Origin of the sequence: Paractinoplanes tereljensis (assembly GCF_016862435.1) — a bacterium.
Taxonomy (GTDB): Bacteria; Actinomycetota; Actinomycetes; order Mycobacteriales; family Micromonosporaceae; genus Actinoplanes; species Actinoplanes tereljensis.
In genome coordinates this window covers 111290-135863 of record NZ_BOMY01000034.1, presented here as the reverse complement: position 1 = coordinate 135863, position 24574 = coordinate 111290, and the positions used below count along the sequence as shown (strand labels likewise).

The 24574-nt window shown below is 70.9% G+C and carries 22 protein-coding genes; 10 read left to right on the top strand and 12 right to left on the bottom strand.

Going from position 1 to position 24574, the window contains the following annotated elements; genetic code table 11:
* Positions 1-22: 22 nt before the first annotated feature.
* From Ate02nite_RS25730 to Ate02nite_RS25715, 4 genes are read right to left on the bottom strand one after another with little or no spacing between them, the layout of a single operon-like run.
* Positions 23-604, bottom strand: a complete 582-nt coding sequence (locus Ate02nite_RS25730; RefSeq protein ID WP_203809913.1) for a dihydrofolate reductase family protein — start codon at positions 602-604, stop codon at positions 23-25.
* A gap of 43 nt (positions 605-647) precedes the next feature.
* Positions 648-1463, bottom strand: a complete 816-nt coding sequence (locus Ate02nite_RS25725; protein WP_239147682.1) for a helix-turn-helix domain-containing protein — start codon at positions 1461-1463, stop codon at positions 648-650.
* 24 nt (positions 1464-1487) lie between these two features.
* The gene (locus tag Ate02nite_RS25720; RefSeq protein ID WP_203809909.1) at positions 1488-2138 is read right to left on the bottom strand and encodes a ThuA domain-containing protein; all 651 of its coding nucleotides are present in this window, start codon (positions 2136-2138) and stop codon (positions 1488-1490) included.
* A gap of 6 nt (positions 2139-2144) precedes the next feature.
* The gene (locus Ate02nite_RS25715) at positions 2145-2894 is read right to left on the bottom strand and encodes an SDR family NAD(P)-dependent oxidoreductase (RefSeq protein WP_203809907.1); all 750 of its coding nucleotides are present in this window, start codon (positions 2892-2894) and stop codon (positions 2145-2147) included.
* Positions 2895-3035: 141 nt separating this feature from the next.
* On the opposite strand from Ate02nite_RS25715, the gene Ate02nite_RS25710 reads away from it, so the two are divergent.
* Positions 3036-3692 carry a hypothetical protein gene (locus Ate02nite_RS25710; RefSeq protein WP_203809905.1) on the top strand — a complete coding sequence of 219 codons (657 nt, stop codon included), beginning with the start codon at positions 3036-3038 and terminating at the stop codon, positions 3690-3692.
* Between the two features lie 2 nt (positions 3693-3694).
* Complete coding sequence (locus Ate02nite_RS25705; protein WP_203809903.1) at positions 3695-4204, top strand: hypothetical protein; 510 nt, start codon at positions 3695-3697, stop codon at positions 4202-4204.
* A gap of 79 nt (positions 4205-4283) precedes the next feature.
* Here Ate02nite_RS25705 and Ate02nite_RS25700 read toward each other — a convergent pair whose 3' ends face one another.
* From Ate02nite_RS25700 to Ate02nite_RS25690, 3 genes are all read right to left on the bottom strand, one after another.
* A complete protein-coding gene (locus Ate02nite_RS25700) occupies positions 4284-6539 on the bottom strand; it encodes a putative bifunctional diguanylate cyclase/phosphodiesterase (RefSeq protein ID WP_239147681.1) in 2256 nt (751 codons plus the stop codon).
* Positions 6540-6580: 41 nt separating this feature from the next.
* Entirely contained in the window at positions 6581-8203 is a 1623-nt protein-coding gene (locus Ate02nite_RS25695) for a methyl-accepting chemotaxis protein (RefSeq protein ID WP_239147680.1), read from the bottom strand.
* 94 nt (positions 8204-8297) lie between these two features.
* Positions 8298-9212, bottom strand: coding sequence for a LysR family transcriptional regulator (locus Ate02nite_RS25690; protein ID WP_203809901.1), 915 nt, complete (start codon positions 9210-9212; stop codon positions 8298-8300).
* A gap of 71 nt (positions 9213-9283) precedes the next feature.
* Here Ate02nite_RS25690 and Ate02nite_RS25685 point away from each other — a divergent pair, with 71 nt between their 5' ends.
* The 3 genes from Ate02nite_RS25685 to Ate02nite_RS25675 all read left to right on the top strand — a co-directional run bounded on the left by Ate02nite_RS25685 (position 9284) and on the right by Ate02nite_RS25675 (position 13896).
* A complete protein-coding gene (locus Ate02nite_RS25685; RefSeq protein WP_203809899.1) occupies positions 9284-10186 on the top strand; it encodes a DMT family transporter in 903 nt (300 codons plus the stop codon).
* On the top strand, positions 10183-12174 hold the full coding sequence (locus Ate02nite_RS25680) for an MDR family MFS transporter (protein ID WP_239147679.1): 1992 nt from the start codon (positions 10183-10185) through the stop codon (positions 12172-12174). Before Ate02nite_RS25685 ends, Ate02nite_RS25680 begins: the two co-directional genes overlap by 4 nt.
* A 75-nt stretch (positions 12175-12249) precedes the next feature.
* Positions 12250-13896: a methyl-accepting chemotaxis protein gene (locus tag Ate02nite_RS25675; RefSeq protein WP_203809897.1), complete on the top strand. Its 1647-nt coding sequence runs from the start codon at positions 12250-12252 to the stop codon at positions 13894-13896.
* 348 nt (positions 13897-14244) lie between these two features.
* Here the strand turns inward: Ate02nite_RS25675 and Ate02nite_RS25670 are convergent, their stop codons facing one another.
* Complete coding sequence (locus Ate02nite_RS25670) at positions 14245-14556, bottom strand: hypothetical protein (protein WP_203809895.1); 312 nt, start codon at positions 14554-14556, stop codon at positions 14245-14247.
* 169 nt (positions 14557-14725) lie between these two features.
* Between Ate02nite_RS25670 and Ate02nite_RS25665 the strand changes: the two genes are divergently transcribed.
* Positions 14726-15763 carry a hypothetical protein gene (locus Ate02nite_RS25665; RefSeq protein ID WP_203809892.1) on the top strand — a complete coding sequence of 346 codons (1038 nt, stop codon included), beginning with the start codon at positions 14726-14728 and terminating at the stop codon, positions 15761-15763.
* Between the two features lie 174 nt (positions 15764-15937).
* Here the strand turns inward: Ate02nite_RS25665 and Ate02nite_RS25660 are convergent, their stop codons facing one another.
* Entirely contained in the window at positions 15938-16417 is a 480-nt protein-coding gene (locus Ate02nite_RS25660) for a hypothetical protein (protein ID WP_203809890.1), read from the bottom strand.
* Positions 16418-16476: 59 nt separating this feature from the next.
* The gene (locus Ate02nite_RS25655; protein WP_203809888.1) at positions 16477-17589 is read right to left on the bottom strand and encodes an AI-2E family transporter; all 1113 of its coding nucleotides are present in this window, start codon (positions 17587-17589) and stop codon (positions 16477-16479) included.
* Positions 17590-17639: 50 nt separating this feature from the next.
* Here Ate02nite_RS25655 and Ate02nite_RS25650 point away from each other — a divergent pair, with 50 nt between their 5' ends.
* The gene (locus Ate02nite_RS25650; RefSeq protein WP_203809886.1) at positions 17640-19004 is read left to right on the top strand and encodes a dihydrolipoyl dehydrogenase family protein; all 1365 of its coding nucleotides are present in this window, start codon (positions 17640-17642) and stop codon (positions 19002-19004) included.
* 72 nt (positions 19005-19076) lie between these two features.
* Entirely contained in the window at positions 19077-19679 is a 603-nt protein-coding gene (locus tag Ate02nite_RS25645; protein WP_203809884.1) for a VOC family protein, read from the top strand.
* A 19-nt stretch (positions 19680-19698) separates the two neighbouring features.
* Here the strand turns inward: Ate02nite_RS25645 and Ate02nite_RS25640 are convergent, their stop codons facing one another.
* On the bottom strand, positions 19699-20880 hold the full coding sequence (locus tag Ate02nite_RS25640) for a hypothetical protein (protein ID WP_203809882.1): 1182 nt from the start codon (positions 20878-20880) through the stop codon (positions 19699-19701).
* Positions 20881-20892: 12 nt separating this feature from the next.
* Positions 20893-22422, bottom strand: a complete 1530-nt coding sequence (locus Ate02nite_RS25635; RefSeq protein WP_203809880.1) for an alkaline phosphatase D family protein — start codon at positions 22420-22422, stop codon at positions 20893-20895.
* 168 nt (positions 22423-22590) lie between these two features.
* Here Ate02nite_RS25635 and Ate02nite_RS25630 point away from each other — a divergent pair, with 168 nt between their 5' ends.
* Together Ate02nite_RS25630 and Ate02nite_RS25625 are read left to right on the top strand one after the other, a co-directional pair.
* Entirely contained in the window at positions 22591-23328 is a 738-nt protein-coding gene (locus Ate02nite_RS25630; RefSeq protein WP_203809878.1) for an SDR family NAD(P)-dependent oxidoreductase, read from the top strand.
* Between the two features lie 69 nt (positions 23329-23397).
* A complete protein-coding gene (locus Ate02nite_RS25625; protein WP_203809876.1) occupies positions 23398-23931 on the top strand; it encodes a hypothetical protein in 534 nt (177 codons plus the stop codon).
* Positions 23932-24574: the final 643 nt, after the last annotated feature.

Here is a 24574-nt window from a genome sequence, read left to right as displayed (position 1 = left end):
ACCAGACCGGTCGGCCGGACGGTCAGTGGCGTACCGGGTAGCGCAGGTGGAGGACCCGACTGCCCTGGATCGCCACGTCCGGGTCGGCCAGCAGGTGCTGTGCGTGGACCGGGCCGAAGAAGCGCTTGCCGGCGCCGAACACCACCGGTACGACGTCCATGCGCACCTCGTCCACCAGGCCCGCGGCCAGCACCTGGCCGCCGACGTCGCCGGCCGCTACCTCGACCACGCGGTCGCCCGCCAGCTCCTGGGCCCTGGCCACGGCGGCCTCTACGCCGTCTACGAAGTGGAACGGCGCCTCGGGGTCCCAACCGTCGGGGGCCGGGCGGTGTGTCACGACGACCACGTGGTCGATGCCGCTCGGGGGCTTTCCCTCCCAGCCGTCGGTCAGGTCGAAGACGTGGCGGCCGCAGATCGTCACCCCGATCTCGTCCCAGTACGGCCGGACGTAGTCGTAGGACGTCTGCGAGACCTTCAGCACGCCGCTGTCGTCCAGCGGGACGTCGCCACTGGTCAACCAGTCGAACAGCGGGCCGGGCTGGTCGTTGGGATCCGCGATGAAGCCGTCCACCGACACCGAGCTGTACAAGACCACTTTGCTCATGGGCTCAAATTAGCGTGTCGTGCGCTGCTGCTCTTGTAGAAAATCAATCGGCCGGCAGCGGCCAGCCGTCGATCACGTGGCCGGGGTGTTCGCGCAGGAACTGCCGCCGGACCTCGACGTACCGGGTCGGGGTGAGGCCGGTGAACGCCCGGAACTCGTGGCCGAAATGGGCCTGGTCGTAGTAGCCCGATCGACTGGCGAGGGCGGCCCAGTCGATCGGTTCGGCGGGGTCGAGCGCGAGCATGGTGGTGGTGAAGCGGTAGCTGCGGGCCAGCTGCTTCGGCGTGACGCCGATGAGCTGTTGGAACCGCTGGGCCAGATGCGTGCTGCTGACGCCGGCGGCCGTCCGCAGGTCGCCGATCGCCATCGCCCCGCCGGTCGCCGCGATGACGCCGCCCGTGTGCCGGACCAGCCCCAGGCCGGGAGTCTCGCCCAGCCGTCGCATCAGCTCCTCCTCGAGCAGGGTCAGCATCTCGTGCGGGCGGTGCGCCGTGGCCAGCCGGTCGCGCAGCTCGGCGACGGCGGGCCGGCCCCAGACCTGCTCGATCGTCACCGGGCGGTCGCACAGCTCGGCCGCGGGCATCGGCAGGAACGGCGCCGGCCCCCACGGCTTGAAGTGCACGCCGACCGACCGGGTCCGGGCCGGATAGCTGAACTCCCACGCGCGGGTGGGCGTGGTGATCACGCAGCCGTCGGCGTAGTCGGCCATCTCGAGGCCGGTGCGGATGCGGAACGGCGCCCCGAGGTTGACGATGAGCAACGCGGCCGGGCTGGCCGGCAGCGTCAGCCGGGCGTACGGCGGCGTGCCTTCCAGGTAGTAAAGGTCGTCGATCAGCCCGTCCAGCGGCGGTCGCGGCACTCTGGATACGTACTCCATGCCCGATTATGACCGGCCCGTTGCCGCCCAGAGCAGGCCTCGTTCGGTCAGCGTGCGGGTCGGCGGCAGTTCCAGGTCGGCGGGGGAGTGGCCCAGCGTCGAGACGAAGACGCGGCCCGCGCCGAACTGGCGGGTCCAGGCGACCGGCATCACCGCGCCGGCCGTCTCCGGGGCGCCGTGCGCGCCGGTGAACGTGGTGGTGGCCAGGACGTTCAGGGTGGGGTCGAGGTGGCACCAGTACTGCTCGGTGTGGACGTCGAAGCTGGTCAGCCCGGCGGTGATCGGGTCGTCGCCGGTGATGTCCACCCGGTAGTCGATCAGGCCGCCGGGATGGTTCAGGAAGCGGCCGCCCACCATGTACTGGTAGTCCGCGGCCTCGTAGCCGACGGCCAGAACGCCGCCGTGCCAGCCGGCGAAACCGGCACCGGCTCGGACCCGGTCGACCAGGCCGGTCTCCTGCTCGGGAGTCAGGCGGCCCCGGGTCCAGCACTGGACAATCAGGTCCGTGTCGGCGAGCACGCTCTGATCGGCGTACACATCTAGGGTTTCGGCTGTTTGGACGGCGAAGCCGTGGTTTTTCAGGAAATCGCGGAACAACTCGGTGCAGGCGACCGGCTGGTGGCCGTCCCAGCCGCCGCGGACGATGAGTGCCTTCATGGACGGTCAGTATTCCGGCGGGGTGAAGCGCAGCATGATCCGGCCGGCCACCGACTTGGGCAGCATGCGCAGGGCACGCACCAGCGTCGCGGTCGGCGCGGGGAACAGCACATCGGGGCGGCGGCCGCGCATCGCGCGCAGGATCCGGGCGGCGGCATCTGCCGCGCTGATCTCGAACGGCTTCGGCAGGCCGTCGTCGCTCACCCGGTCGGTGGCCACAAAACCCGGATAAACCGACATCAGGCGTACGCCGTACGGCTTGAGTTCGATTCTGGCCGTGTCGATCAGCAGGCGGCAAGCGGCCTTGGCCGCGCTGTACGGGCCCTGCATCGGCGTGCCGTTGACGCCGGCCAGCGAATTGGTGTGCACGATCAGGCCGGACCGCTGCCGTTTCATGACCGCGATCAGCGGGACGAGCATGTTGACCGTCACCCGGTAATTGGCGTCCATCGTGTGCAGGATCTCGGCGGCGGTGCCGCCGGCCAGGTTGAACGACGGGCCGGCGCCGACGTTGAGCAGCGCCGCGTCGATCCGGCCGGTGGCCTCGACGGCCCGGTCGACCGCCCGTTGCGCGGCAGCGGTGTCGGACACGTCGACCGGGATGGGGATGCAGCGGCCGCCGGTCTCGGCGGCCAGTTCGTCGAGCAGGGCGGCCCGGCGGCCGAGCACGAGCACGGTCGTGCCCTGGCGGGCGGCCTGCAACGCCACCTCCCGGCCGATGCCGGACGAGGCGCCGGAGATGAGAAGTGTCGGCACGCCCCGGACCATACATTCCTACGACGGTGGGCCCTCGCCGGAGATGAGAAGTGTCGGCACGCCCCGGACCATACATTCCTACGACGGTGGGCCCTCGCCGGAGATGAGGCCCTCGCCCGGGGGGCGGTACCATGCCGCCTCGTGAATCCCTTGCTGCGGCAGTTCGTCGGGCCCCTCGAAGCCGAACTGGCAGTCGCGGGATTTGTCCGCCGCGGGCCGGTCTTCCGGTATTTCGACCCCGAAGGCAACGGCATCGCCCTCTACATTCAGCGCACCACCGCGCTGCGTGGAGAGGTCGAGTTCTTCATCAACGCCGGGGTACTGCTCGCCCCGTACGTTCGGTACTGCTGCGACGATCCACTCCGGGACGCCATGCCACACCACGGCGTTTGGAACCATCGCCTGGTGGGGTTTTCCGACCATACGTTCTCGCTGTCCACGGAGGCCGACGTGGAACACGCCGCCACCATCGTGCGGACCTGGCTGGCGGAATACCTGCCTCGCATGAAGACCTGGCTGGGTGACACCGACACGATGCTCGCCACCGCCGAGGCGGACCGCGAACGCGCCCTCCGGGCCGGCGCCGAGCAGCTCGCCTCCGGGCGGTACCAGCCCGGTGCCTGGCCGGACGGGCATTGGAGCGCAGACCTCATCCGCGCCTATCGGGACGCCGAGCGCGGCGACGTGGACGCAGTCATGGACTTTGTCGACTCCGATCCCGACGGCGTGGATCCCGACAGCGTGGACGCCGACATCGTGGCACTCGCCAAGCGGCGTGCCGCCGAACGGAAGGGGTGATCGTGGGCTACTCCGGTCTTGTCATCATCGCGCGCACCGGCGACACCCGGCTCGACGAGCTGGCGTGTGTCGACGACCTGTTCGTGGCCGTGACCGACAACGTGCGGGCCGGCGGCTGGCGGATCGGCTTCCTCGGCCCGGTCGACGACACCTCGCCGGAAGACCTGGCCAACGACCTCGCGCTGGAGACGGTGGCACCCGCCATCGCGCTGTTGGTCTTCGACAGCGACTGTGCCTGGGCCACGGCGGCCGATCCCGCCGGTGACACCGTCGATTTCCACCTCAGCGAGGAGACGATCCGGCTCCTCGTCACCGACGGCGGCGACAGCTTCGAGCCGCTCAACGGTCAGGCCCTCGCCGGGCTGCTGGTGTGGGCCGGGAAGGCCGGCCTCTTCGCCGGCTCTGGGCAACTTGCGGCCGCGCTCGAGGAGTGCCCCGGTCCGTTCGGCGACGGGATCTTCGCCTTTGCCGAGGCCCTCGGCATCGCAGAACTCCCTGAGCAGCACAACTAGGCTCGCGCTCGTGACCGACGGCGACTGGGGGGAATTGCGGTTGTCGGCGGTGTTGCCCGTACCGGCAAAGGGTTTGCTTCTATCTTGCCTTTGACGACGGGCTGGTCATCGGGGGTGGGAGGAGCACCCGCTGAGGGTGGGTGAAGTACTGCTCGGCGTCGTCGGCGGCCAGGGGTTTCGCGTACAGGTAGCCCTGGCCGGTGCGGCAGCCCAGGCGCTGTAGTTCGGCGGCCTGGGCGGGGGTTTCGATGCCTTCGGCGACCGTCGTCATGTCCAGGATGCGGGCCAGGCTGATCACCGCCTCGGTGATGGCCGAGCCGCGGCCGGTGTTGTCCAGTTCGGCGACGAAGCTGCGGTCGATCTTGAGGATGTCGACCGGCAGGCGGCTCAGGTACTGCAGGGACGAGTAGCCGGTGCCGAAGTCGTCGATGGCGATGCGGATGCCGTGCGCGCGCAGCGCCTCCAGGGCGGGCAGGGCCACCCGGTCGTCGACGATCGCCGACTCGGTGATCTCCAGGACCAGGCGGTCCGGGGGCAGGGCTGTTCGATCCAGGACGGTGCGGACCGAGCCGACCAAGGTCGGGTCCTGCAGCTGGCGGGCCGAGAGGTTGACGCTCACGTACGGGTGGCCGGCCCAGGTCTGCACCATCCGGCAGGCTTGTTCGAGTACGTACAGGCCGACGCCGGTGATCGCGCCGGTGCGTTCGGCGATCGGGATGAAGTCCAGCGGGGAGACGATGCCGCGCAGCGGATGGTGCCAGCGGACCAGGGCCTCGGCGCCGACCGGCCGGCCGGAGCTCAGGTCGACCATCGGCTGGTAGAGGACGCGCAGCTGGCCGCTGCTGACCGCCTCCTCCAGGTCCTCGCCGAGCGCGGCGTCGTCGGCCCGGCGGTCGAGCATGCCGGGCTGGTAGACCACCACGTCATGGGTGCCGGCCCGCTTGGCCTGGTACATCGCGATGTCGGCGCGGTGGCGCAGGTCGTCGGCGGTGTCGCCGTCGGCGGCCAGCGCGGCGCCGATGCTCGCCCGGGCGGTGATGGCCCGGCCGTCGACGTGGATCGGGCTCTTCGCGGCGGTGGCCAGGACGCGGCGGGCCAGCGCCACCACGTCGGCCTCCCCGGTGACGTCGCGTTGCAGCACCACGAACTCGTCGCCGCCGATCCGGCAGGCTACGTCGCCGGCCCGGATGTCGCGGCGCAGGGTGGCGGCGAACTCCAGCAGCAGCAGGTCGCCGACGCCGTGACCGTGGGTGTCGTTGACCGCCTTGAACCCGTCGAGGTCGATCAGCAGCAGGGCCACCGGTTCGGCCCGGCGCAGCGCGCGGGTGGCCTGGCGGGCCAGGCCGACCCGGTTGGACAGCCCGGTCAGCGGGTCCATCGTCTCGTGCTGGCGGCTGTCCCGCACCGAGACGACCTGCCGGATGGCGACGCCGCCGGTGACCACGGTCAGGCCGAGGACCAGGCCGCCCCAGGTGCGGATCTGACCGTCCCGGACGGTCACGAAGACCATCAGGGCCAGGCTGAGCCCGACCGCGCCGTACGGCAGGTAGGAGAACCAGGTGGCGGTCCACGGGCGCTGCGGCCCGGAGTCGTCGGCCGGGCCGGCGACGGCGCACTGCCACATCGCGGCCAGGGTGACGCAGGCCGAGGCCACCAGCATCGACAGGGTGGCGGGCAGCGGTCCGGCCGCGTGGTTGCCGTCGTAACCGACGGCGTTGAACGCCGCGTCGCCGAGCAGGAAGGCGACCAGGCCGGCGACCAGCATGGCCACCGGCAGGGTACGGGCGTGCAGCCCGCCGCGCAGCACCACCGCCGCCACCCCGGTGAGCATCAGCAGGTCACCGAGCGGGAAACCGACAAGCAGCGGCCACCGGGACCAGTCGGTGTCCCGGCTCAGCAGCGGTTGCAGAACGAGGAACCACACGTACATGAAGCCGCAGCCCAGCACCGCCAGGGTCTCCCCGGCCAGCGCCGCGAGCTGCCAGCCGCGCAGCCGCTGGGCCGGGAACGCGAACGCGGCCAGCGCGAACGAGACGTACATCGCGATGCCGCAGGCCGACCCGACCCAGAACAGCGCCGGCCGGCCGGTCGCGTGGGCCGTGCCCAGGCCGGCGTTGGCCGCGGTGGTCAGCAGCTCACCCGCGGCGACGAGCCGCCACGCGATGCGGTCTCCGCCCCGGGACGCACGGAGGGCGAAGACCGCACCGGTCAGATGCAGGGTCAGCAGGCAGAGCGTCGTCAGTGCCGGCCGCAGGTGGGGAACGACCACCCCGATGACCTGCAGCAGCACCACCAGGCCCACCAGCACCCGGGCACCCAGCCGAATTTGTCCCACGCCATCCTGATCGGCATGCCGCCGATCCGGATGAGCGAGGGTCAGACGCGGTACGTGGCCACCGTGGCCTGCAGTTCGGCGGCGGTGCCGGCCAGTTCGGCGGCGGTCTGCTGGGTCTCGGTGGCACCCTCGGTCACGTGCTTGGCCGCCTCGGCGACCCCGGCGATCGTCTCGGCGATGCTGACCGAGCCCTCGGCCGCGTGCGCGACGCTGCGGGAGATCTCCCCGGTGGTGGCGGTCTGCTCCTCGACGGCGGCGGCGATCGTCGTGGTGTAGTCGTTGATCGTCGCGATGACCTCGCCGATCTGCTGGATGGCGATCACCGCGGTGCTGCTCTCGGCCTGGATCGCGGCGACCTGCTCGGTGATCTGCTGGGTGGCCCGGGCGGTCTCCTGGGCCAGGTCCTTGACCTCGGACGCGACCACCGCGAAGCCCTTGCCGGCGTCACCGGCCCGGGCCGCCTCGATGGTGGCGTTCAGGGCGAGCAGGTTGGTCTGCTCGGCGATCGAGGTGATCATCGCGACCACCGAGCCGATCTGGGCCGAGGCCTCACCGAGCCGGGCCACGCTGGCGTTCGTCGACTCCGCGGCCCGGGCCGCGTCGCCGGCCACGCCGGCCGCCTCGTTGGCGTTGTTGGAGATCTCCCGGATCGAGATGCCCATCTCGTCGGCCCCGGCCGAGACTGTGCTGACGCTGCGGGAAACCTGCCCGGCGGCCTCCGAGACGGCGCCGACCTGGACCGCGGTCTCCTCGGCGGAGGCCGACAGCTGCAGCGACACCGCGGAGAGCTCCTCGGACGCCGAGGCCAGCATCGTCGAGCTGGTGTTGATCCGGCCGACCATCCCGGCCATCGCGGCGGCGGTGTCGTTGAGGGTCGCGGACATCCGGCCGACCTCGTCGTTGCTGTCGACCTCGACCCGCGCGGTCAGGTCGCCGCCGGCGATCCGGTCGAGGGCGGCCACACAGCGGCTGAGCGGCCGGACGATCAGCCGGGCCACGCCCAGGGCCAGGGCCAGGCCGATCACGGTGGCCGCGATCAGCAGGCCGATCACCCACCACCGGGTGGTCTGGTAGCGGGCCTCGGCGGTGGCCGCCTCGGCGGCACCGGCCGCCACGGTCTGGTCGGCCAGGCTGGTCAGGTTGGCCCGGACCGCCTTCATCACGGTCGCCAGGTCGCCGGCGCGCACCGCCTTCAGCGCGGTCTGGTCGCCCTTCGCGGCCAGCGGCAGCAGCGAGCTGTCCAGCAGGGTCTCGTACTGCTTCCAGCTGGTCTGGAACGAGGTGACGGTGGCCGTTCCGGCGGCTCCGATCGGGAACGCCAGGTAGGCCTTCGCGTACTCGGTGACCTGGCCCTCGGCGGTGGTGATCGCGGTCTGCGCGGTGGTGCGCTCGGCGGCGGTGGCGGCCAGCATGTAGTCGTCCATGGCCAGCCAGGTCCGGTTGACCGCGGCGCGCAGGTTGCCGACGGTGTTGAGTTCCTGGTTCATCACGAAGCCGGTCTTGACCTGCTCGTTCGTGGCGGACAGGCGTGCGATGGCGAACAGCCCGTTGCCGACGCCGAACAACGCCACCACCCCGACCGCGGCCACGATCTTCGTCCCGACCCGACGATCGGCGACCAGCCGCCGCAAGCCACGCCCGGCCGTACCCGTCTCAGTGCTCACCAGTGTCTCCTCGAACCGCGTCGTCGCTGCGGACGGGAGATCGGCGCCGGCGCCCCGATCGGTCAGAGGTCTCCGGGTTGCCGCTGGGTGGCAATCAGGCTGGTTGGGGCAGGCCGGTAACGGTGTCCTGCAGGGCCGCCATCAGGGCGGTGGCCAGCGGGCGCGGGCGGCGGGCGGCGGTGACGATGCCGATGAACCGGGACGGGCCGGGCGGGCGCAGCGGGACGGTGGCCAGGCCGCCCCGGTCGGCGGTCAGCGCCACCTGGGGGATCAGGCTGATCCCGACGCCCGCCCGCACCAGTGACTGGGCGAAGACGTAGTCGGTGCCGCGGCAGGCGGTGCGGACCTCGAAGCCGGACATGGCCGCGTAGTGGTTCATCAGGGTGTCGACGCCCAGGCAGCCGTGCACCCAGCGCTCGGTGGCCAGGTCAGCCAGGGCCAGCGACTCGCGACCGGCCTGCGGATGATCGGCCGGCAGCACGATCCACATCGGGTCGTCGAGCAGCACGGTCCAGGTCAGGCCGGACCGGTCGCCCAGGCGGACCGGGGGCGGGCCGTCGAAGTGGTAGGCCAGGGCCAGGTCGGCGGCGCCCGAGCGGACCAGCGGCAGGCTGTCCTCCGGTTCGTTCTCCAGGACGGTCAGCTCGACGCCGGGATGCTCGGCGGTGAACCGCAGCAGGGCGGCCGGGAGCAGGCGCTGGCCGCCGCTGGTGAAGGTGGCCACGGTCAGCCGCTCGGTGCGGGCGGTGGCCAGCCGGGCGATCTCCTCCTCGGCGCTGGCCAGCTCGGCGGTGATCGCGTCACTCGCCGACGCCAGCACCCGGCCTGCCTCGGTGAGCTCGACGCCGCGAGTGCTGCGCCGCACGACGGTCGTGCCGAGGGCCCGTTCGAGCGCGCTGATCTGCTGGGACACCGCCGAGGGGGTGATCCGCAGTGCGGCCGCGGCCCGGTTGAAGCTGCCGTGCCGGGCCACCTCGCGCAGCACGGCCAGCCGCCGCACGTCGATCATCAGCTCTCCTTAACACGGGGTGAGTAAGTCACCACTACCGCTTACCACCATAGGGCGGCAGGCTCGGAACCGTGAATCGACGTGCCTGGTTTCTGTTCCTGCTGGTCGCCGTGCTCTGGGGCATCCCGTACTTCCTGATCAAGCTGGCCATCGAGGACCTCTCGCCGGTGTTCGTGGTGGCCGGGCGCGGCCTTATCGCGGCGCTGGTGCTGCTGCCGGTGGCGGCGGTGCGGGGCACGCTCGGCGCGCTGCGCGCGCGCATCGGAGTGGTGTCGGTGCTTGCGGCGGTGCACATCATCGGGCCGTTCCTGCTGATCACGTACGGCGAGGTGCACATCACCAGCTCGCTGACCGGGCTGCTGATCGCGGTCGAGCCGGTGGTGATCGCGCTGCTGATGTCCGGGACCGAACCGCTGACCCGCGGGCGTACCCTCGGCCTGGTCCTTGGTTTTGCCGGGGTTGCCGTTCTGGTCGGCCTGGATGTGTCGGGGGATCGGCTGGGGCTGCTGGGCGCCGGGATGGTGCTGCTGGCCGCGATCAGTTACGCGGTGGCGACCATGCTGGTCCAGCGGCGCGCGGCCGACGTGCCGCCGGAGGCCCTGGCCGGTGGCACCACCGCGATCACCGCGATCGTGCTGGCCCCGTTCGCGATCCTGACCTGGCCGTCTGAGCCGGTGCACGCCTCGGCCTGGACCGCTCTCGCCCTGCTCGGCGTGTTGTGCACGGCGGTGGCCCTGCTGGCGTTCTACCGGCTGATCGCGCTGGCCGGCTCCAACCGGGCCGGCCTGGTCACCTACCTCAACCCGGTGGTGGCGGTGTTCCTCGGCGTGCTGTTCCTGAACGAGCCGCTGCGCTGGAGCACGGTGGCCGGTTTCGCCCTGGTCGTCGCGGGTTGCTGGCTGTCCACCCGGCCGGCCGCGACTTATCAAAACGACGCCCCGAGCGAGAGGGAGGCCGCAAGACTGGCGGGGTGACCCTGACCCGGCGGCAGATGAACGCCGTCTTCGTCGCGATCCTGCTCGGCATGCTACTGGCCGCCCTGGACCAGACGATCGTGTCGACCGCGCTGCCGACGATCGTGGCCGACCTGGGCGGCGCCGGGCACATGTCCTGGGTCGTCACCGCCTACCTGCTGGCCGAGACGGTGGCGACCGTGCTGGCCGGCAAGTTCGGCGACCTGTTCGGGCGCAAACTGGTGTTCCAGGTGAGCACGGTGGTGTTCATCGGCGGGTCGGCGCTGTGCGGGCTGGCCAACGACATGCTGTTCCTGATCGCGGCCCGGATCCTGCAGGGGATCGGCGCGGGCGGCCTGATGGTGACGGCGATGGCGCTGATCGCCGACGTGATCCCGCTGCGCGACCGGGGCCGCTACCAGGGCGCGCTCGGCGCGGTCTTCGGCGTCACCACCGTGGTCGGGCCGACCCTGGGCGGGCTGTTCACCGACCATCTGAGCTGGCGGTGGGCGTTCTACGTGAACGTGCCGGTGGCCGTGGTGGTGCTGATCATGTCGGCCCGGAATCTGCCGTCGGTGCGGGCGGACGGCAAGCCGGTCGTCGACTACCCGGGCATCGCGCTGATCGCGGCCGGCGCGTCCAGCATGATCCTGGCGCTGTCCTGGGGCGGCAACCAGTACGACTGGTCCTCACCGATGATCCTGGGTCTGTTCGCCGCCGCGGTCGTGCTGCTGACCGCGTTCGTGCTGGTGGAGATGCGGTCCCCGGAACCCATGTTGCCGATGCGGCTGTTCCGCAACTCGGTCTTCACGGTCTGCTCCACGCTCAGCTTCATCGTCGGTTTCGCGATGCTCGGCGCGATGACCTTCCTGCCGACCTACCTGCAGTACGTCAAGGGCGTGTCGGCGACCGCGTCCGGCGTGCGCACCCTGCCGATGGTGGCCGGGCTGTTCCTGACCTCGATCGCCTCCGGCACGTTCATCAGCCGGACCGGCCGCTACCGGATCTTCCCGATCGTCGGTGCCGCGGTGATGGCGGTCGGGTTGTTCCTGATGTCGACCATGCACCGCGGCACCAGCGCCTGGCTCGAGTCGCTCTACATGTTCGTCCTCGGTCTCGGCATCGGCCTGTCCATGCAGGTGCTCACGATCGCCGTGCAGAACACCGTTCCGTACGCCGACCTGGGCACCGCCACCAGCGGCGTCACCTTCTTCCGCACCCTGGGCAGCTCGTTCGGCACGGCCATCTTCGGCACGCTCTACGGCAACCATCTCGCCCCCGAGCTGGCCGCCGCGCTCTCCGGCGCGTCGGCGTCGACCGCCGCCGCGGCCGAAAACCCCGAGTTGCTCCAGCAACTGCCGGCCGCGGTGGCCATCCCGATCATTGACGCGTACGGGACGAGCATCGATTACGTCTTCCGCTGGGTCGTCCCGGTCGCCGCGCTGGGTTTCCTCGTCGCGTTGTTCCTCAAGGAGGTCCCGCTGCGGGGCAGTGCCCGCACGGCCGCCGCCGAGGTCGGCGAGGGGTTCTCACCACCCGCCGCCGACGACCGGGTCGCCCAGCTGGAACGGCAGATCAGCGACACCATGCGCCGGCAGGGCCCGGGGTTCCGGTCGGAGCTGCTGGCCGCCGCGCACACCGACCTGGCCCCGGCCCAGGCGTGGGCGGCCGGCCAGACCCACCTGCACACGTCGGTCACCGGCCACGCCGAGCTCACCGCCATCGCCAAACGACATCGGGTGCCCCCGGAGGTGCTCGAGCCGGTCTTCGACGACCTGGTCCGCGATGGCTACGCCACCCGGGACGGGTCCCGGGTGGCGCTCACCCCGGCCGGCGACGAGCAGGTGGACCGGGTCCGGCACGCGTTCCGGGAGTGGCTCGACGCCAACCTGGACAGCATCGCGATGGCCGGGCCGGACGACCGGGTGCTGCTCGACCGGGCGCTGGCCCGGGCGGCCGGCAAAATCGTCGAGGAGGATCTGGGCCGCAACCCGGCCGCCACCAACTGAGCCTGAAATCTCAACCGAGCCCTTCCATCGCCGATCACTACGGCACCAAGCCGAGTGGTCAGTGAAGGGTTCTAGATGGGCGCGAAAGCAATACCGCCGACAGTGCAGGTAACCGCCAAGCGGAACCCGCTGGCCGGAAAGCTCGCCGACTTCCGCGTCGGCACCAAGATCTACGTGTCGGTGCTGATCGTCGCGGTGGCGGCGCTCGGCATCGGGGTGTTCGGGATCAGCCGGATGAACAGCCTCAACGACGACATCAAGAGCATGAAGGCGCGGCACGTCGACGCGCTGGTGCAGCTCAGCACGATGCGTGGCGCGTCCGCCGACAGCTTCCAGGGCATGTGGCTCTACGCCCTGATCCCGACCGGCAAGGACACCTACGTCACCCGGACCAAGACCGCCGACAAGGCGTTCGAGGCGGCCCTGACCGCGTACCGTTCGCTGGCCGCCGGTTCGGCGAAGAGCTCCGCCGCCGCGACCTCGCTGGCCGAGACGTTCGACTACTACGAGAACCTGCGCAACGTGCTGGTCTTCCACGAGGCCGCACCGACCGGCTTCGACACCCCGACCGGCGACAAGATCGCCACGGTGTGGAACCAGACGCAGACCGATCTGAAAGCCGCGATCGTCACGCTGCAGCAGACCGAGGAGTCCGAGGCGGCCGCGATGACCGCGGACGCCGAGCAGTCCTACCAGGACGCCCGCAACCAGCTGATCATCATCATGGTGGTGGCCCTGCTGGTGGCGCTGGGACTGGCCGTGTTCGTCTGCCGGCTCATCCTGCGCCAGCTGGCCAGCGTCTCCGAGTCGCTCGCCGCGGTCGCCAAGGGTGACCTGTCGGTCGCCGCCGAGGTGCAGTCCCGCGACGAGCTCGGTGCGATGGCGGTCGCCGTCAACGAGGCCCGCGACGGCCTCCGCGACGTCGTCACCCACCTCACCGACAGCTCGCAGGCCCTGGGCCGCAGCACCGAGCGGCTCACCGGCACCACCGACCGGATCGGGATCTCCGCCCAGGAGGCCGCCACCCAGGCCGACGCGGTCGCCGTCGCGGCCGGCACGGTGTCCACCAACGTCAGCACGGTCGCGGCCGGCAGCGACGAGATGGGCCTGTCCATCCGGGAGATCGCCGAGAGCGCGAACGAGGCGGCCCGGGTCGCCTCCGAGGCGGTCGGCGTGGCCGAGCACACCAACGCCACGGTCACCAAGCTGGGCGCGTCCAGCGCCGAGATCGGCAACGTGGTCAAGGCGATCACCGCGATCGCCGAGCAGACCAACCTGCTCGCCCTGAACGCCACCATCGAGGCGGCCCGGGCGGGCGAGTCCGGCAAGGGCTTCGCGGTGGTCGCCAGCGAGGTCAAGGACCTCGCCCAGGAGACGGCCAAGGCCACCGAGGACATCTCCCGCCGGGTGGAGGCCATCCAGGCCGACACCGCCAACGCGGTGGTCGCGATCGGCGAGATCTCCGGGATCATCGCCCGGATCAACGACTACCAGCTCACCATCGCCTCGGCGGTGGAGGAGCAGACCGCCACCACCGGGGAGATGAGCCGCAGCGTCAGCGACGCGGCCGCCGGCAGCACCGAGATCGCCGGCACCATCGCCGGGGTCGCCAACGCCACCCAGACCACCACGGCCACCCTGGCCGAGGCCAACGGGGCGGTCAAGGAACTGGCCGGGATCAGCTCGGAACTGCAGCAGGTCATCGGGCGCTTCCGCCTCTGAGCATCCATTTATGACGGCCCGACCGGATTCTCCGGTCGGGCCGTTACTCGAGGCAGCTGACGCCCCAGACCGACGCGGCCGGTTACCCACCCGGGTACCCGGCGCGGCGCCGCCGCGCCTTCGTGGCGATGCCCTCCGCATTGGCCGACGTGAGTGCGCGGCTGCGCGTTGATCAACTCGCTTTCCAGGATGTGGGGCACTCAAATCGCGGGGAGGCCCCGACATCCTTGAAAATGCGCGCTGGCCGCAACGACGTGGCGGTTCGCCGCCCATCCGCGCAGATCTAGGAGAGTTGCTGTCAGGAGCTGACAGCAACTCGGCAAGGTCGAATCTCGGTGAGTGGGGTTGTCAGCGGAGGGGTGGTCGGTCGATGACCTCGACGTACATGATCTGGGTGTCCACCACGTCTAGGACGAGCATGCCTGGCTTTTCCGGGCTCAGGCCGATGTTTCGGTGGCCGGGGCCGTAGGCGCCGTCCGGTGGGGGCTGGGTGTAGAAACTCTGGCAGAAGTCGTCGCCGCAGTCGCATTGCTGGAGGACCCGGAGTCCCGCGGCCTGCTCCGCCAGGTCGTCCTCGCCTTCCTCGCGGAGTGCGTCGGCGAGTTCCGCTGCCAGTCGCGGCCATCGGTCGCTTACCAGTGCTGGTTCCTCATGCGTCATCGCCGGTGACGGTAGTCGGCGCGGAACCCCTCGTCGCCCTCATTTGCCGGCGGACCACTGCCTTCGGTCGAAAATGGCCATACGACGGCAGATCGGGTGATAATTGGGCGATGACGGTGCAAGGCTACGGCGGCTCGCGCCTTGGCCGGGCGGTGGACGTACTTCCGGGATGACCGCGTGGGTGCCGGTCTCTCGATGGTTGTGGCTGTTCCTGGCGGCCACGCTGGTTCAGTTCGCACAACTCCTGCAGCGCCGTGAGGTCGTGCCGTACATCGGCACGCTGGCCATCGCCGCGTTGGTCGGCCACGTCGTTTCGTGGGGCGGGCGGCCCCTGAGCCCGCTTCCGGGCTTGGCCGAGCCGCAGCTGGCCGGGCTGGGCGGCCTGGCCTCCCTCATGACAGCTGCCGCTGTGGTTGACCAGCGTAACGGTGGCTACGGCTGGCCGGCCGCCTTCGGCCCGGCCTCCGGCCCGGCGGCGATCCTGCCGGCGGTGCTGGCGGCCGTGCTGCTGCCGATCGCGGTCATCGGCACGATCAAGGTCACCAGCGGTACGTCATTGACGTCCCGCCAACGACGGCGCCAGGTCGGGGTCGCTCTGCTGCCCGGGTTCGCGCTCTCGGCCGGTCTGCTCGGCGCGGCTGCCGGCGTACCGATGCGAACCGCGGACGCACCCGTCCTGGTGTGCGTCTCGACGCATACGCGTACGCAGTGCGCCGTGCCCGCCGGAGCATTGCTCGTCACCACTGCGGCACATCCGGAGCCCGAGATGGACGGCAGCTTGCGGCAGTTCGTGGCCACGGCCAACCGCGTGAAACTGTTCGACGACATGCGTTCGTTTGCCCAGCGAGCGGGCTGCGACCGTCTGCGGGCGGCTGTTACCGGGTTTCTCGAATCGGGGATCACGTTGATCAGAATCCGCGCACTGGCGATTCTCGGCGAAATGGACATGGTATGCCGCGACCACCGTGTCCCGACGGTGAGCAGGTGGATGGTGGATGAGCCCATTGCGCTCAGTACCGCGGATCGCTTCGCCGTGGACAGGTGGCTCGCCGACTCGGACTCCGCCTTGGTCTTCGACCTCAAAGTCACCTCGTACCTGCCCGCGGAAACCGTGTCGCGGGCCAATGGGTCGGCCGCCCTCGAGGCCGCGCTGCTCCTGGTGGGGCTGGGGCTAGTCGTCCGCCGGGTCTGGTCAGCGGGGCGATGAACGCGGTAGCCAGCTCGTCGCGCCGCACGATGTCGTGCTGCGTGTTGACTCGTCGTTCGTCTTCGCCGCCGGCGACAAGCCGGCAGAAGGGACATCGGTAGCCGTCCGGCTCGTGGTTGAACATGACCACATACTTCCTGCGCCCGATCCGGCTGCTGCCGGATCGGGCGGGCTTCAGGCGGCTATGTCGAACAGGTCGCCGCTCTTCAGTACGGAGCGCAGCTGGGTCAGGTCGACGCCCTTGCTCTTCAGCAGGGAGACCAGGCCGGCTGCGCTGGTGGCCTGGCCGGTCACCTCGGACGAGTCCATCTGCAGCAGCTGGGACAGCTGGCCCAGCTTGGCCGGGTCCTGGAGGGCGGCGTTCTCGCCCTTCGGGCCGCCGGGCGGGGGAGACGGTGGCGGCGCGCCGGCCGGCTTCTCGGCGTCGTCGGCGGGCAGGCCCCGTTTGATCGCGGCGATCAACTCGTCCTTGGTGACGCCCTGGTCCTCGGCCACGTCGTTCAGGGTGGCGCCGTCCTTCAGGCGGTCCTTCAGCTCGTCGGCGTCCAGGCCCAGCACCGCCGCCACCTTGGCGATCGGGTCCTGGCGGTCCGGTTTGGTGAGGCGGGTGGGGTAGGTGCTCGCGGCGGTGTTCACCGCGCTGATCGTGGCCATCGCTTCTGCTCCGTTCCGCGGGGCGTCGATCGCCCCGCGCAACGGTGAGAATCGGTGGGTCAGGTGGCGGGTTTCGGCTTTGCCAGCGATTCCACAGGTTCGGGCGCAGGGTCAGGGTCGCTCAGCTGCTCGCGGATGTAGTTCCAGCAGGCGGCCAGCACCGCGGCCACCGGCACGGCAAGCAGGCTGCCGACGATGCCGGCCAGGCTGCCGCCCAGGGTCACGGCCAGCAGCACCACGGCCGCGTGCAGGCCCAGGCCGCGGCTCTGCACCATCGGCTGGAAGACGTTGCCCTCCAGCTGCTGGACCAGCACGATGATGCCCAGCACGATCAAGGCCGAGGTCAAACCCTTGAAGACCAGGGCGATGAGTACGGCTACAAAGCCCGCGAACAGGGCGCCGACGATCGGGACGAACGCGGTCACGAAGGTGAGCACGGCCAGCGGCAGCACCAGCGGCACCCCGACGATCCACAGCCCCAGGCCGATGAACACCGCGTCCAGCAGGCCGACGAACGCCTGCGAGCGGACGAACGCGCCGAGCGTGTTCCAGGCCCGCCCGGCCAGCTCGGGCAGGTCCTGGGACAGCCGGCCGGGCACCTGGCCGGTCAGCCAGGGCAGGAACTTCGGGCCGTCCTTGAGGAAGAAGAACATCAGGAACAGCGCCAGCACGATCACGACCACCGCGTTCACGATCGTGCCGACCCCGGTGACGGCGGCGTTCGCGATGTCGCCGATCGAGCTCTGCAGTTTCGCGACGGCGGTGTCGATGGCCGAGGTGATCTGGTCGTCGCCGATGTTCAGCGGCGGGCCGGCCGCCCAGTCGCGCAGCTGCTGGATGCCGTCCACCACGCCGTCGGCGAGTTCGTCGGACTGGGCCGCCACCGGCACCGCGATGCCGACCAGGATGCCGCCGGCCAGCAGCAGGAACGCCACCATCACGGTGGCCGCGGCCAGTGCGGGCGGCCAGCCGTGCCGGCGCAGGAAGCGGACCGGCGGCCAGGTCAGGGTGGTGATCAGCAGGGCGACCGTGAGCGGCCACACCACCGACCACATCTCGCCCAGGATCCACAGCGTCACCGCGGTCATCAGCAGGATCAGCAGCGTCTCGGCCGACAGGCGGGCCGCCGTCCGCACCGCGGTGCGCGTTCTCACGGTGCTCAAAACGGGCATGAACTCACCCTAAGTTCCCGCCGGGCGGCAGAACCGGCGATCATCGTGGGATGCAGACTTTTGATGTGGTGGTCGTCGGGGCGGGCCCGGGCGGGGAGGTCGCGGCGGGCCGGCTCGCCGAGGCGGGACTGTCGGTGGCGATCGTCGAGGCCGACCTGGTCGGCGGCGAGTGCTCCTACTACGCGTGCATGCCGTCGAAGTCGCTGCTGCGCCCGGGGGCCCTGCTCACCGAGGCGCGCCGGGTGCCGGGGGTCCGCGAGGCGGTCACCGGCCCGCTCGACGTGGCGGCCGTGCTGCGGCACCGGGACGAGATCATCAACAACCTGGACGACAGCGGCCAGGTGCCGTGGCTGATCGAGCGTGGGGTGAAGCTGTTCCGCGGCTGGGGCCGGCTCGACGGCGAGAAGCGGGTGGTGGTCGGCGACGAGGTGCTGGTGGCCACCAAGGGCGTGATCCTGGCCGGCGGCACCCGGCCGACGATCCCGGACATCGACGGGCTGGCCGCGGCCAATCCGTGGACCAACCGGGAGGCCACTACGGCCAAGGAGATCCCGGCGTCGCTGATCGTGATCGGCGGCGGTGTGGTGGGGGCCGAGATGACCCAGGCGTACGCCTCGTTCGGCACCCGGGTGACCCTGGTCGAGGGCGAGCACCGGCTGCTGTCCCGGGAGGAGGAGTTCGCCTGCGTGCAGGTCACCGAGTCGCTGGCCGCGCAGGGCGTGGACATCCGCACCGGCCAGACCGCGAAGTCGGTGCGCCGCGACGGCGACCAGGTCAGCGTCGTCCTGGCCGACGGTTCCACGGTCACGGCCGACCAGGTGCTTGTCGCCGCGGGGCGTACGCCGCAGTCGTCGGGTCTGGGTTTGGAATCTTTGAAAATCAACACCGACGGTTATGTACGGGTGGACGACCGGATGCGGGTGCCCGGCCAGGACTGGCTGTACGTGATCGGCGACCTCAACGGGCGCGCCCTGTTCACCCACATGGCGAAGTACCAGGCCGCCATCGCCGCCGCCGACCTCCTCGGTCAGGACATGGTCGAGCAGCACCTGGCCGACGGACCCGGCTCGCCACGGGTGATCTTCACCGAGCCGCAGGTCGCCGCGGTCGGCTACACCGCCGCCGGCGCCGAGAAGGCCGGTCTGAAGGTACGCATTGTCGACATCGGCACCGAGGCCAACGCGGGTGGCTCGTTCACCGGTGGCGGCGCCGGGACCTGCCGGTTCGTGGTCGACGAGGCCCGGGGTGTGCTGGTCGGCGCCACCTTCACCGGTTCGGAGGTGGCCGACTTCCTGCAGGCCGCGACGATCGCCATCGTCGGTGAGGTGCCGCTGCGCAGGCTCAGGCACGCCATCCCGTCGTTCCCGACGCGCAGCGAGATCTGGCTCTACCTGTTCAACTCGCTAGGGATCTGACTAGGGACTGTCCCTGGGGCGACGCCGGGGGCCGGTGCGCGAAGGTTTCTCCAGCAGACAACTGGAGGAACGATGGTGGACTTCAAGCTCGAGGTCATTGTGGTGCCGGTCAGCGACCTCGACCGGGCCAAGGCCTTCTACCTCAACCTGGGATTCCGGGAGGACATCGACTACAGCGGCGCGGACGGTTTCCGGCTCGTGCACTTCACCCCGCCCGGTTCGACCGCGTCGATCCTGCTCGGTAACTCCGAGGTCACCGACGCGGCCCCGGGCTCGGTGCGCGGCCTGCAGTTCGTGGTCGACGACATCGAGGCGGCCCGGGCCGAGCTGATCGCCAAGGGGGTCGAGCCGAGCGAGATCTTCCACGACGCCGGTGGCGTCTTCCACCACGCCGGCACCAAGAACCGGGTGCCGGGCCTCGCCCCGGGCCGCCCGTCCTACGGCTCGTTCCTGACCTTCGCCGACCCGGACGGCAACGAGTACGTGCTGCAGGAGGTCACCACCCGGCTGCCCGGCCGGGTCGAGGAGGTCGTCTACCGCAACGCCCGCGACCTGGAGAGCGCCCTGCGGGACGCGGCCGCCGCGCACGGCAAGCACGAGGAGGAGACCGGCCAGCCCGATGCGGAGTGGCCGGTCTGGTACGCCGACTACATGGCCAAGGAACGCCAGGCCTGACGGCGGGGGAGTCCCGGGCTCAGCCCAGGGGCTCCCACCCTCCGTCGTCGTTCGTCGCACCGGTCCCGAGCAGCACCTGATCGGAGCCGTTGCCGTCACTGTCGTCGGTGTAGGCGACGGCGACCTCGTTCCACGGCGACACCGCCACCGCGAGCTGGTCCTGCTTCCCGGTCGCGGTCCAGGCCAGCGGCGAGTCGGGCAGCCGCCCGGTGGTCGTACCGTCCGGGTTGAAGCCCCGGACCCGCACGTCCGCCGCCGAGACGGTCCACCCGGCGGTGACCCGGCCCTGGTCGTCGAGGCCGATTCCGGGGACCGTGGCGCCGGTGCCGGTGGACGCCTCGACCTCGGTGTGCCGGGCGGTGCCGTCGGCCGCGAACGACCGCTCCCACACCCCCTTGGTCCCGGTGTGGTCGGACTCCCAGGCCACCGCGAAGTCGCCGTTGGCATTCGGCGCGATCGCCGGCCGGGTCTGCTGCCCGCCGCCGTTCAGGTTGGCGATCCGCAGGCTGAGCAGCACCGATCCGGTGGTGCGGGCCAGCCGGGTGAGGCCGATGTTGTAGTACGCGTTGGCGTCGGCATCCTCCTCCCAGACGATCGTGGCGTCGCCGGCCGCGCCGACCGCCACATCCGGGTGATGGTGGGTGCCGGCGGTCTGGCTCGCCTGCTTCTCGTACGCCTTGGCGCCGTTGAAACCCGCCGCCCGCACGGTCACCGTCGTCGGCTGGATGTCCTCCCAGACCGTGGTGAACCCGACCGCCCCGGTGTTCGGGATGCCGTCCGGGTCGACCGCCACCTTGGGCCGGATCTGGTTGCCGTCGGCGCTCGCGTTGGCCCAGCCGGAGGCGGTTACCGTGCCGGTCGGCGACACCACCCGGTAGGCCACGTTGTAGGACCCGTTGCCGTCCGGGTCGTCGGCCCACACCACGACCGCGTTGCCCCGGTCGTCCAGGCCGACATCGGGAGTGACGTGTTTCCAGCCGCCCGGTGACAGCTTCACCTCGTACGCCGAAGTGCTGTTCTGATAAAAGCGAAGCCAGATGTCGGAGTGCCCGTCCCCGGCGGGGGCGTCCTCCCAGACGACGGCGACACCGCCCGAGCGGTTCGCGGCCACCGCCGAGCCGGACTGGTCGCCGGTGGCGTTGCTGTTGGCGGTGGTCCAGGTGACCGAGGAGGCGGCCAGCAGAAGTGCGAGTGCCTGCATGACGACGACCTCCTAGAGGGCCTGCAGGCCGGGGCGGCCCTCGGCGATGACGAAGGACTTCTGGGTGCTGACCGCGGCGCCGTGCTCGGTGATCTTCGGAACGATCCGGAAATCGGCCCGCATCTGCTGCTGGCTGATCACCGTGCGGGTGTAGCCGCGGCGCTCGGAGTAGAGCTTGATGTGCGGGTTGGTGGCCGGGTTGGGCAGCGTGGTGGTCGCCGAGCCGTCCCCGCCGGACGCGATCGACGTGCACACCAGCTCGGTGCCGATCGTTGCCGACGACGAGCTCGTGTAGTCGGCCTTGAGGTCGCAGGCCCAGGCCGTGTGCACGTCGCCGGTCAGCACCACCGGGTTGCGTACGCCGCGGTCGGTCCAGCCCTGCTGGATGCGCGACCGGGAGGCGCGGTAACCGTCCCAGGCGTCCATGTTGGCCCGCCCGCTCGCGTCGTAGTTCTTGGCGAAGAACACCTGCTGGCCGAGGATGTCCCAGGTGCCGAGCTGCTGGCCGAGCCCGTCGAGCAGCCACGCCTCCTGGGCCGCGCCGGTGATCGTGCGGGACGCGGTGTCGGCCGCCGCGCAGACCTGCATGCCGTCGCCGCAGGCCTGGTCGTCGCGGAACTGCCGGGTGTCGAGCATGTGGAAGGTGGCCAGCTTCCCCCAGCGGACCCGCCGGTACAGCGGGATGCCGTTCCCGGCCGGGGCCTGCTCGGGCCGCAACGGCATGTTCTCGTAGTAGGCCCGGTAGGCGGCGTTGCGCCGGGCCGTCCACTGCGCCGCGGTCAGCGCCGGGACGCTGTCGGCCCGGGTGTCGGTGGCGTAGTTGTTCTCCACCTCGTGGTCGTCCGGCACCACCAGCCAGGGCGCGATCGCGTGCGCGGCCTGCAGGTCCGGGTCAGCCTTGTACTGCGCGTACCGGCGGCGGTAATCGGCCAGCGACACGATCTCGGACGCTCCCGCGTGCTGCCGCACGGCGCCGGCCGTCGCCCCGTACTCGTAGATGTAATCGCCGAGATGGAGGATCAGATCGGGCCGGTCCTCGGCCATCCGCCGATAGGCGGTGAAATACCCCGACTCGTAGTGCGCGCAGGACGCGAACGCCATGGTCAGGTCCCGGCCGAAGGTGCCGGTCGCCGGGGCGGTGCGGGTGCGGCCGACCGGGGAGAGATGCCCCTGCGCCCGGAACCGGTAGTAGTAGTCGGCGTCCGGATTCAGGCCACCGGCGACCACGTGCACGGCGTGGCTGTCGGCGTAGCGTGCGGTCACCGTGCCGCCGGTGACCACCGAACTGAACGTCTCGGAGGCGGAGATCTGCCAGTCGACGGCGATGTCGGTTGACGGCATGCCGCCCTGCCCGTCGGCGTTCAGCGGGGCCGGCGCGAGGCGGGTCCAGAGGACCACGCTGTTCGCGTCCGGCTCGCCGGACGCGAGGCCGAGCTGGAACGGGTAGGGAGCGGCGGCGGAGGCCATGCGGGTGGGCAGGACGAGGGCTCCGGCGGCGGCTGCGCCGCCGAGGAGAAACGTGCGTCGATGCAGCATGGGCATGGCGATGACGCTGCGGGCGCCGCGTTAAGGCCGGGCGATTCGCGGGGTACGTCGGGATGGCCGGATTCTCAAGCAATCGATGACTACGAATGAAGACCGTCGGGATGCGCGGCGACACCCGGGTGGCCGGAACCTTGCCCGGCCTGGTGACCGGCATAGTGTGAATCCATGAGCCAGCGGATCTTGATCACCGGTGCCCGGCGCGGAATCGGCGCGGCCATCGCCGTCGGGCTGGCCCGCCCCGGCAACACGCTGCTGCTGCACCACCTGGACGCCGCCGCCGAGGCCGAGACGGTCGCCGGTCTGTGCCGTGACCTGGGCGCCCAGGCCGAGTTGCTGGACGCCAACCTGGCCGACGCCAACTCGGTCAGCGATCTCGCCGCGCAGGCCGGCGAGGTCGACGTGCTGATCAACAACGCGGCCCGGGCGTCGAACGTGCCGTTCGGCTCGCTGCCGCTGGGGGAGTGGGCGGAGACGTTCGCGGTCAACGTCACCGCGCCGATGCTGCTGGCCCAGGACCTGAGTGCGGGTATGGCCGCGCGCGGCTGGGGGCGGATCGTCAACGTCGTCTCGCCGACGGTGCGGATGGGTGGCCCGTCCGGCCCGTCCTACGTGGCCAGCAAGGCCGCGCTGATCGGGCTGACCCGGTCGCTGGCCCGCAGCCTCGGCCCGCTCGGCATCACGGTCAACGCCCTGTCACCGGGCGCGATCCGCACCGAGGGCGAGGCCGAGCTGGCGGCCGGCCACGATGTCGAGGCGCACGCCCCGCTGGTCGCCACCCAGGCCATCCCGCGGTCGCTGGTCCCCGAGGACCTGGTGGCCACCGTCCGGCTGCTCGTCTCGGACGGGGCCGGTGCCCTGACCGGCCAGGTGATCGAGGTCGGCGGCGGCCTGGTCTTCCGCTGACCTTTCCGTTGACCTTCGGCTGACCAAGATCTGCCTGACAACTTCCGGCCGCTGCCCGACACTGCGGCGATGGGATGGTCACCGCAGGTGTGGGCCGCGCTGATCGGCCTGGCGGCCGGCGTGCTCGGGTCGGCGCTCAAATACGCCCTGGACCGGCGGGCGAAGGCCTACGAGGACCTGTGGAGCCGGCGCCTCGAGCACTACCGGGGCGTCTGGGAGGCGTCGGCGCTGTTCTCCCGCTGGCCCCGCCAGGAGCCGACTCTCGACAACATCCGCACCCTGCAGACGACGCTGCGAACCTGGTACTACGGCGACGGCGGCATGCTGATGTCGGCCAAGGCCAGGCGACGCTACGAGTACGTGCAGAAGAGCCTGACCGCGATCGACGGCACCGGTCCCGACCAGGTCGGCGACGACGACTACACCGAGATGATGGAGATCTTCAGCCGCCTCCGCAGCGCCCTGACCGACGACCTGGAGTCCCGCCGAAAGGGATCGATCCTTTACACGCTGCTGGATCTGGCGCGAGACCGCCGCGTCCACAACGACCTGGACAACCGCTACCAGAAGGTCCTCACCCGCCACCGTCCACCGAAAGCGTAGGCGCTCGCCGAAAGCGAAGGCGCTCGCCGGAGGCGTGAGCGGTCGCCGGAGGCGTTGGCGCTGACCGTGCGCGTTGGCGCCCACCCGCGCGATCTTGTGGAGTTCCCGTTCACTCCGGGCAGGAGTTTCACAAGGTCGCAGCACGGCGGTGCGCAGCACGGCGGGGCGCGGTGCAACCGGGCGTGGCGCGGTGGGTGGGGCCGCGATCTTGTGGAGTTCCCGATCGCTCCGGGCAGGAGTTCCACAAGGGCGCGGTGCAGCGGGGTGCGGCGCGGTGGATGAGGCCGCGATCTTGTGGAGTTCCTGATCGTTCCGGGCAGGAGTTCCACAAGATCGCAGCACGGCGGCCTGCAGCGCGGCGGGGGCGCGGTGCAGCGGGGCGCGGCGCAGCGGGGCGTGGCGCGGCGGGTGCGGTCGCGATCTTGTGGAGTTGCCGATCGCTCCGGGCAGGAGTTCCACAAGATCGCAGGACGGCGGCCTGCAGCGCGGCGGGGGCGCGGTGCAGCGAGGCGTGGCGCGGCGGGTGGGGCGCGATCTTGTGGAACTCCTGATCGCTCAGGACAGGGGCTCCACAAGATCGCGGTGCGACTGGGCGCGGCGCGACTGGGCGCGGCGCGACTGGGCGCGGCGCGACTGGGCGCGG

Coding starts and splice junctions, on each gene's coding strand:
- Ate02nite_RS25730 (WP_203809913.1), bottom strand. CDS start 604: ATGAGCAAAGTGGTCTTGTACAGCTCGGTGTCGGTGGACGGCTTCATC.
- Ate02nite_RS25720 (WP_203809909.1), bottom strand. CDS start 2,138: ATGAAGGCACTCATCGTCCGCGGCGGCTGGGACGGCCACCAGCCGGTC.
- Ate02nite_RS25690 (WP_203809901.1), bottom strand. CDS start 9,212: ATGATCGACGTGCGGCGGCTGGCCGTGCTGCGCGAGGTGGCCCGGCAC.
- Ate02nite_RS25675 (WP_203809897.1), top strand. CDS start 12,250: ATGGGCGCGAAAGCAATACCGCCGACAGTGCAGGTAACCGCCAAGCGG.
- Ate02nite_RS25670 (WP_203809895.1), bottom strand. CDS start 14,556: ATGACGCATGAGGAACCAGCACTGGTAAGCGACCGATGGCCGCGACTG.
- Ate02nite_RS25665 (WP_203809892.1), top strand. CDS start 14,726: ATGACCGCGTGGGTGCCGGTCTCTCGATGGTTGTGGCTGTTCCTGGCG.
- Ate02nite_RS25660 (WP_203809890.1), bottom strand. CDS start 16,417: ATGGCCACGATCAGCGCGGTGAACACCGCCGCGAGCACCTACCCCACC.
- Ate02nite_RS25655 (WP_203809888.1), bottom strand. CDS start 17,589: ATGCCCGTTTTGAGCACCGTGAGAACGCGCACCGCGGTGCGGACGGCG.
- Ate02nite_RS25650 (WP_203809886.1), top strand. CDS start 17,640: ATGCAGACTTTTGATGTGGTGGTCGTCGGGGCGGGCCCGGGCGGGGAG.
- Ate02nite_RS25645 (WP_203809884.1), top strand. CDS start 19,077: ATGGTGGACTTCAAGCTCGAGGTCATTGTGGTGCCGGTCAGCGACCTC.
- Ate02nite_RS25640 (WP_203809882.1), bottom strand. CDS start 20,880: ATGCAGGCACTCGCACTTCTGCTGGCCGCCTCCTCGGTCACCTGGACC.
- Ate02nite_RS25635 (WP_203809880.1), bottom strand. CDS start 22,422: ATGCCCATGCTGCATCGACGCACGTTTCTCCTCGGCGGCGCAGCCGCC.
- Ate02nite_RS25630 (WP_203809878.1), top strand. CDS start 22,591: ATGAGCCAGCGGATCTTGATCACCGGTGCCCGGCGCGGAATCGGCGCG.
- Ate02nite_RS25625 (WP_203809876.1), top strand. CDS start 23,398: ATGGGATGGTCACCGCAGGTGTGGGCCGCGCTGATCGGCCTGGCGGCC.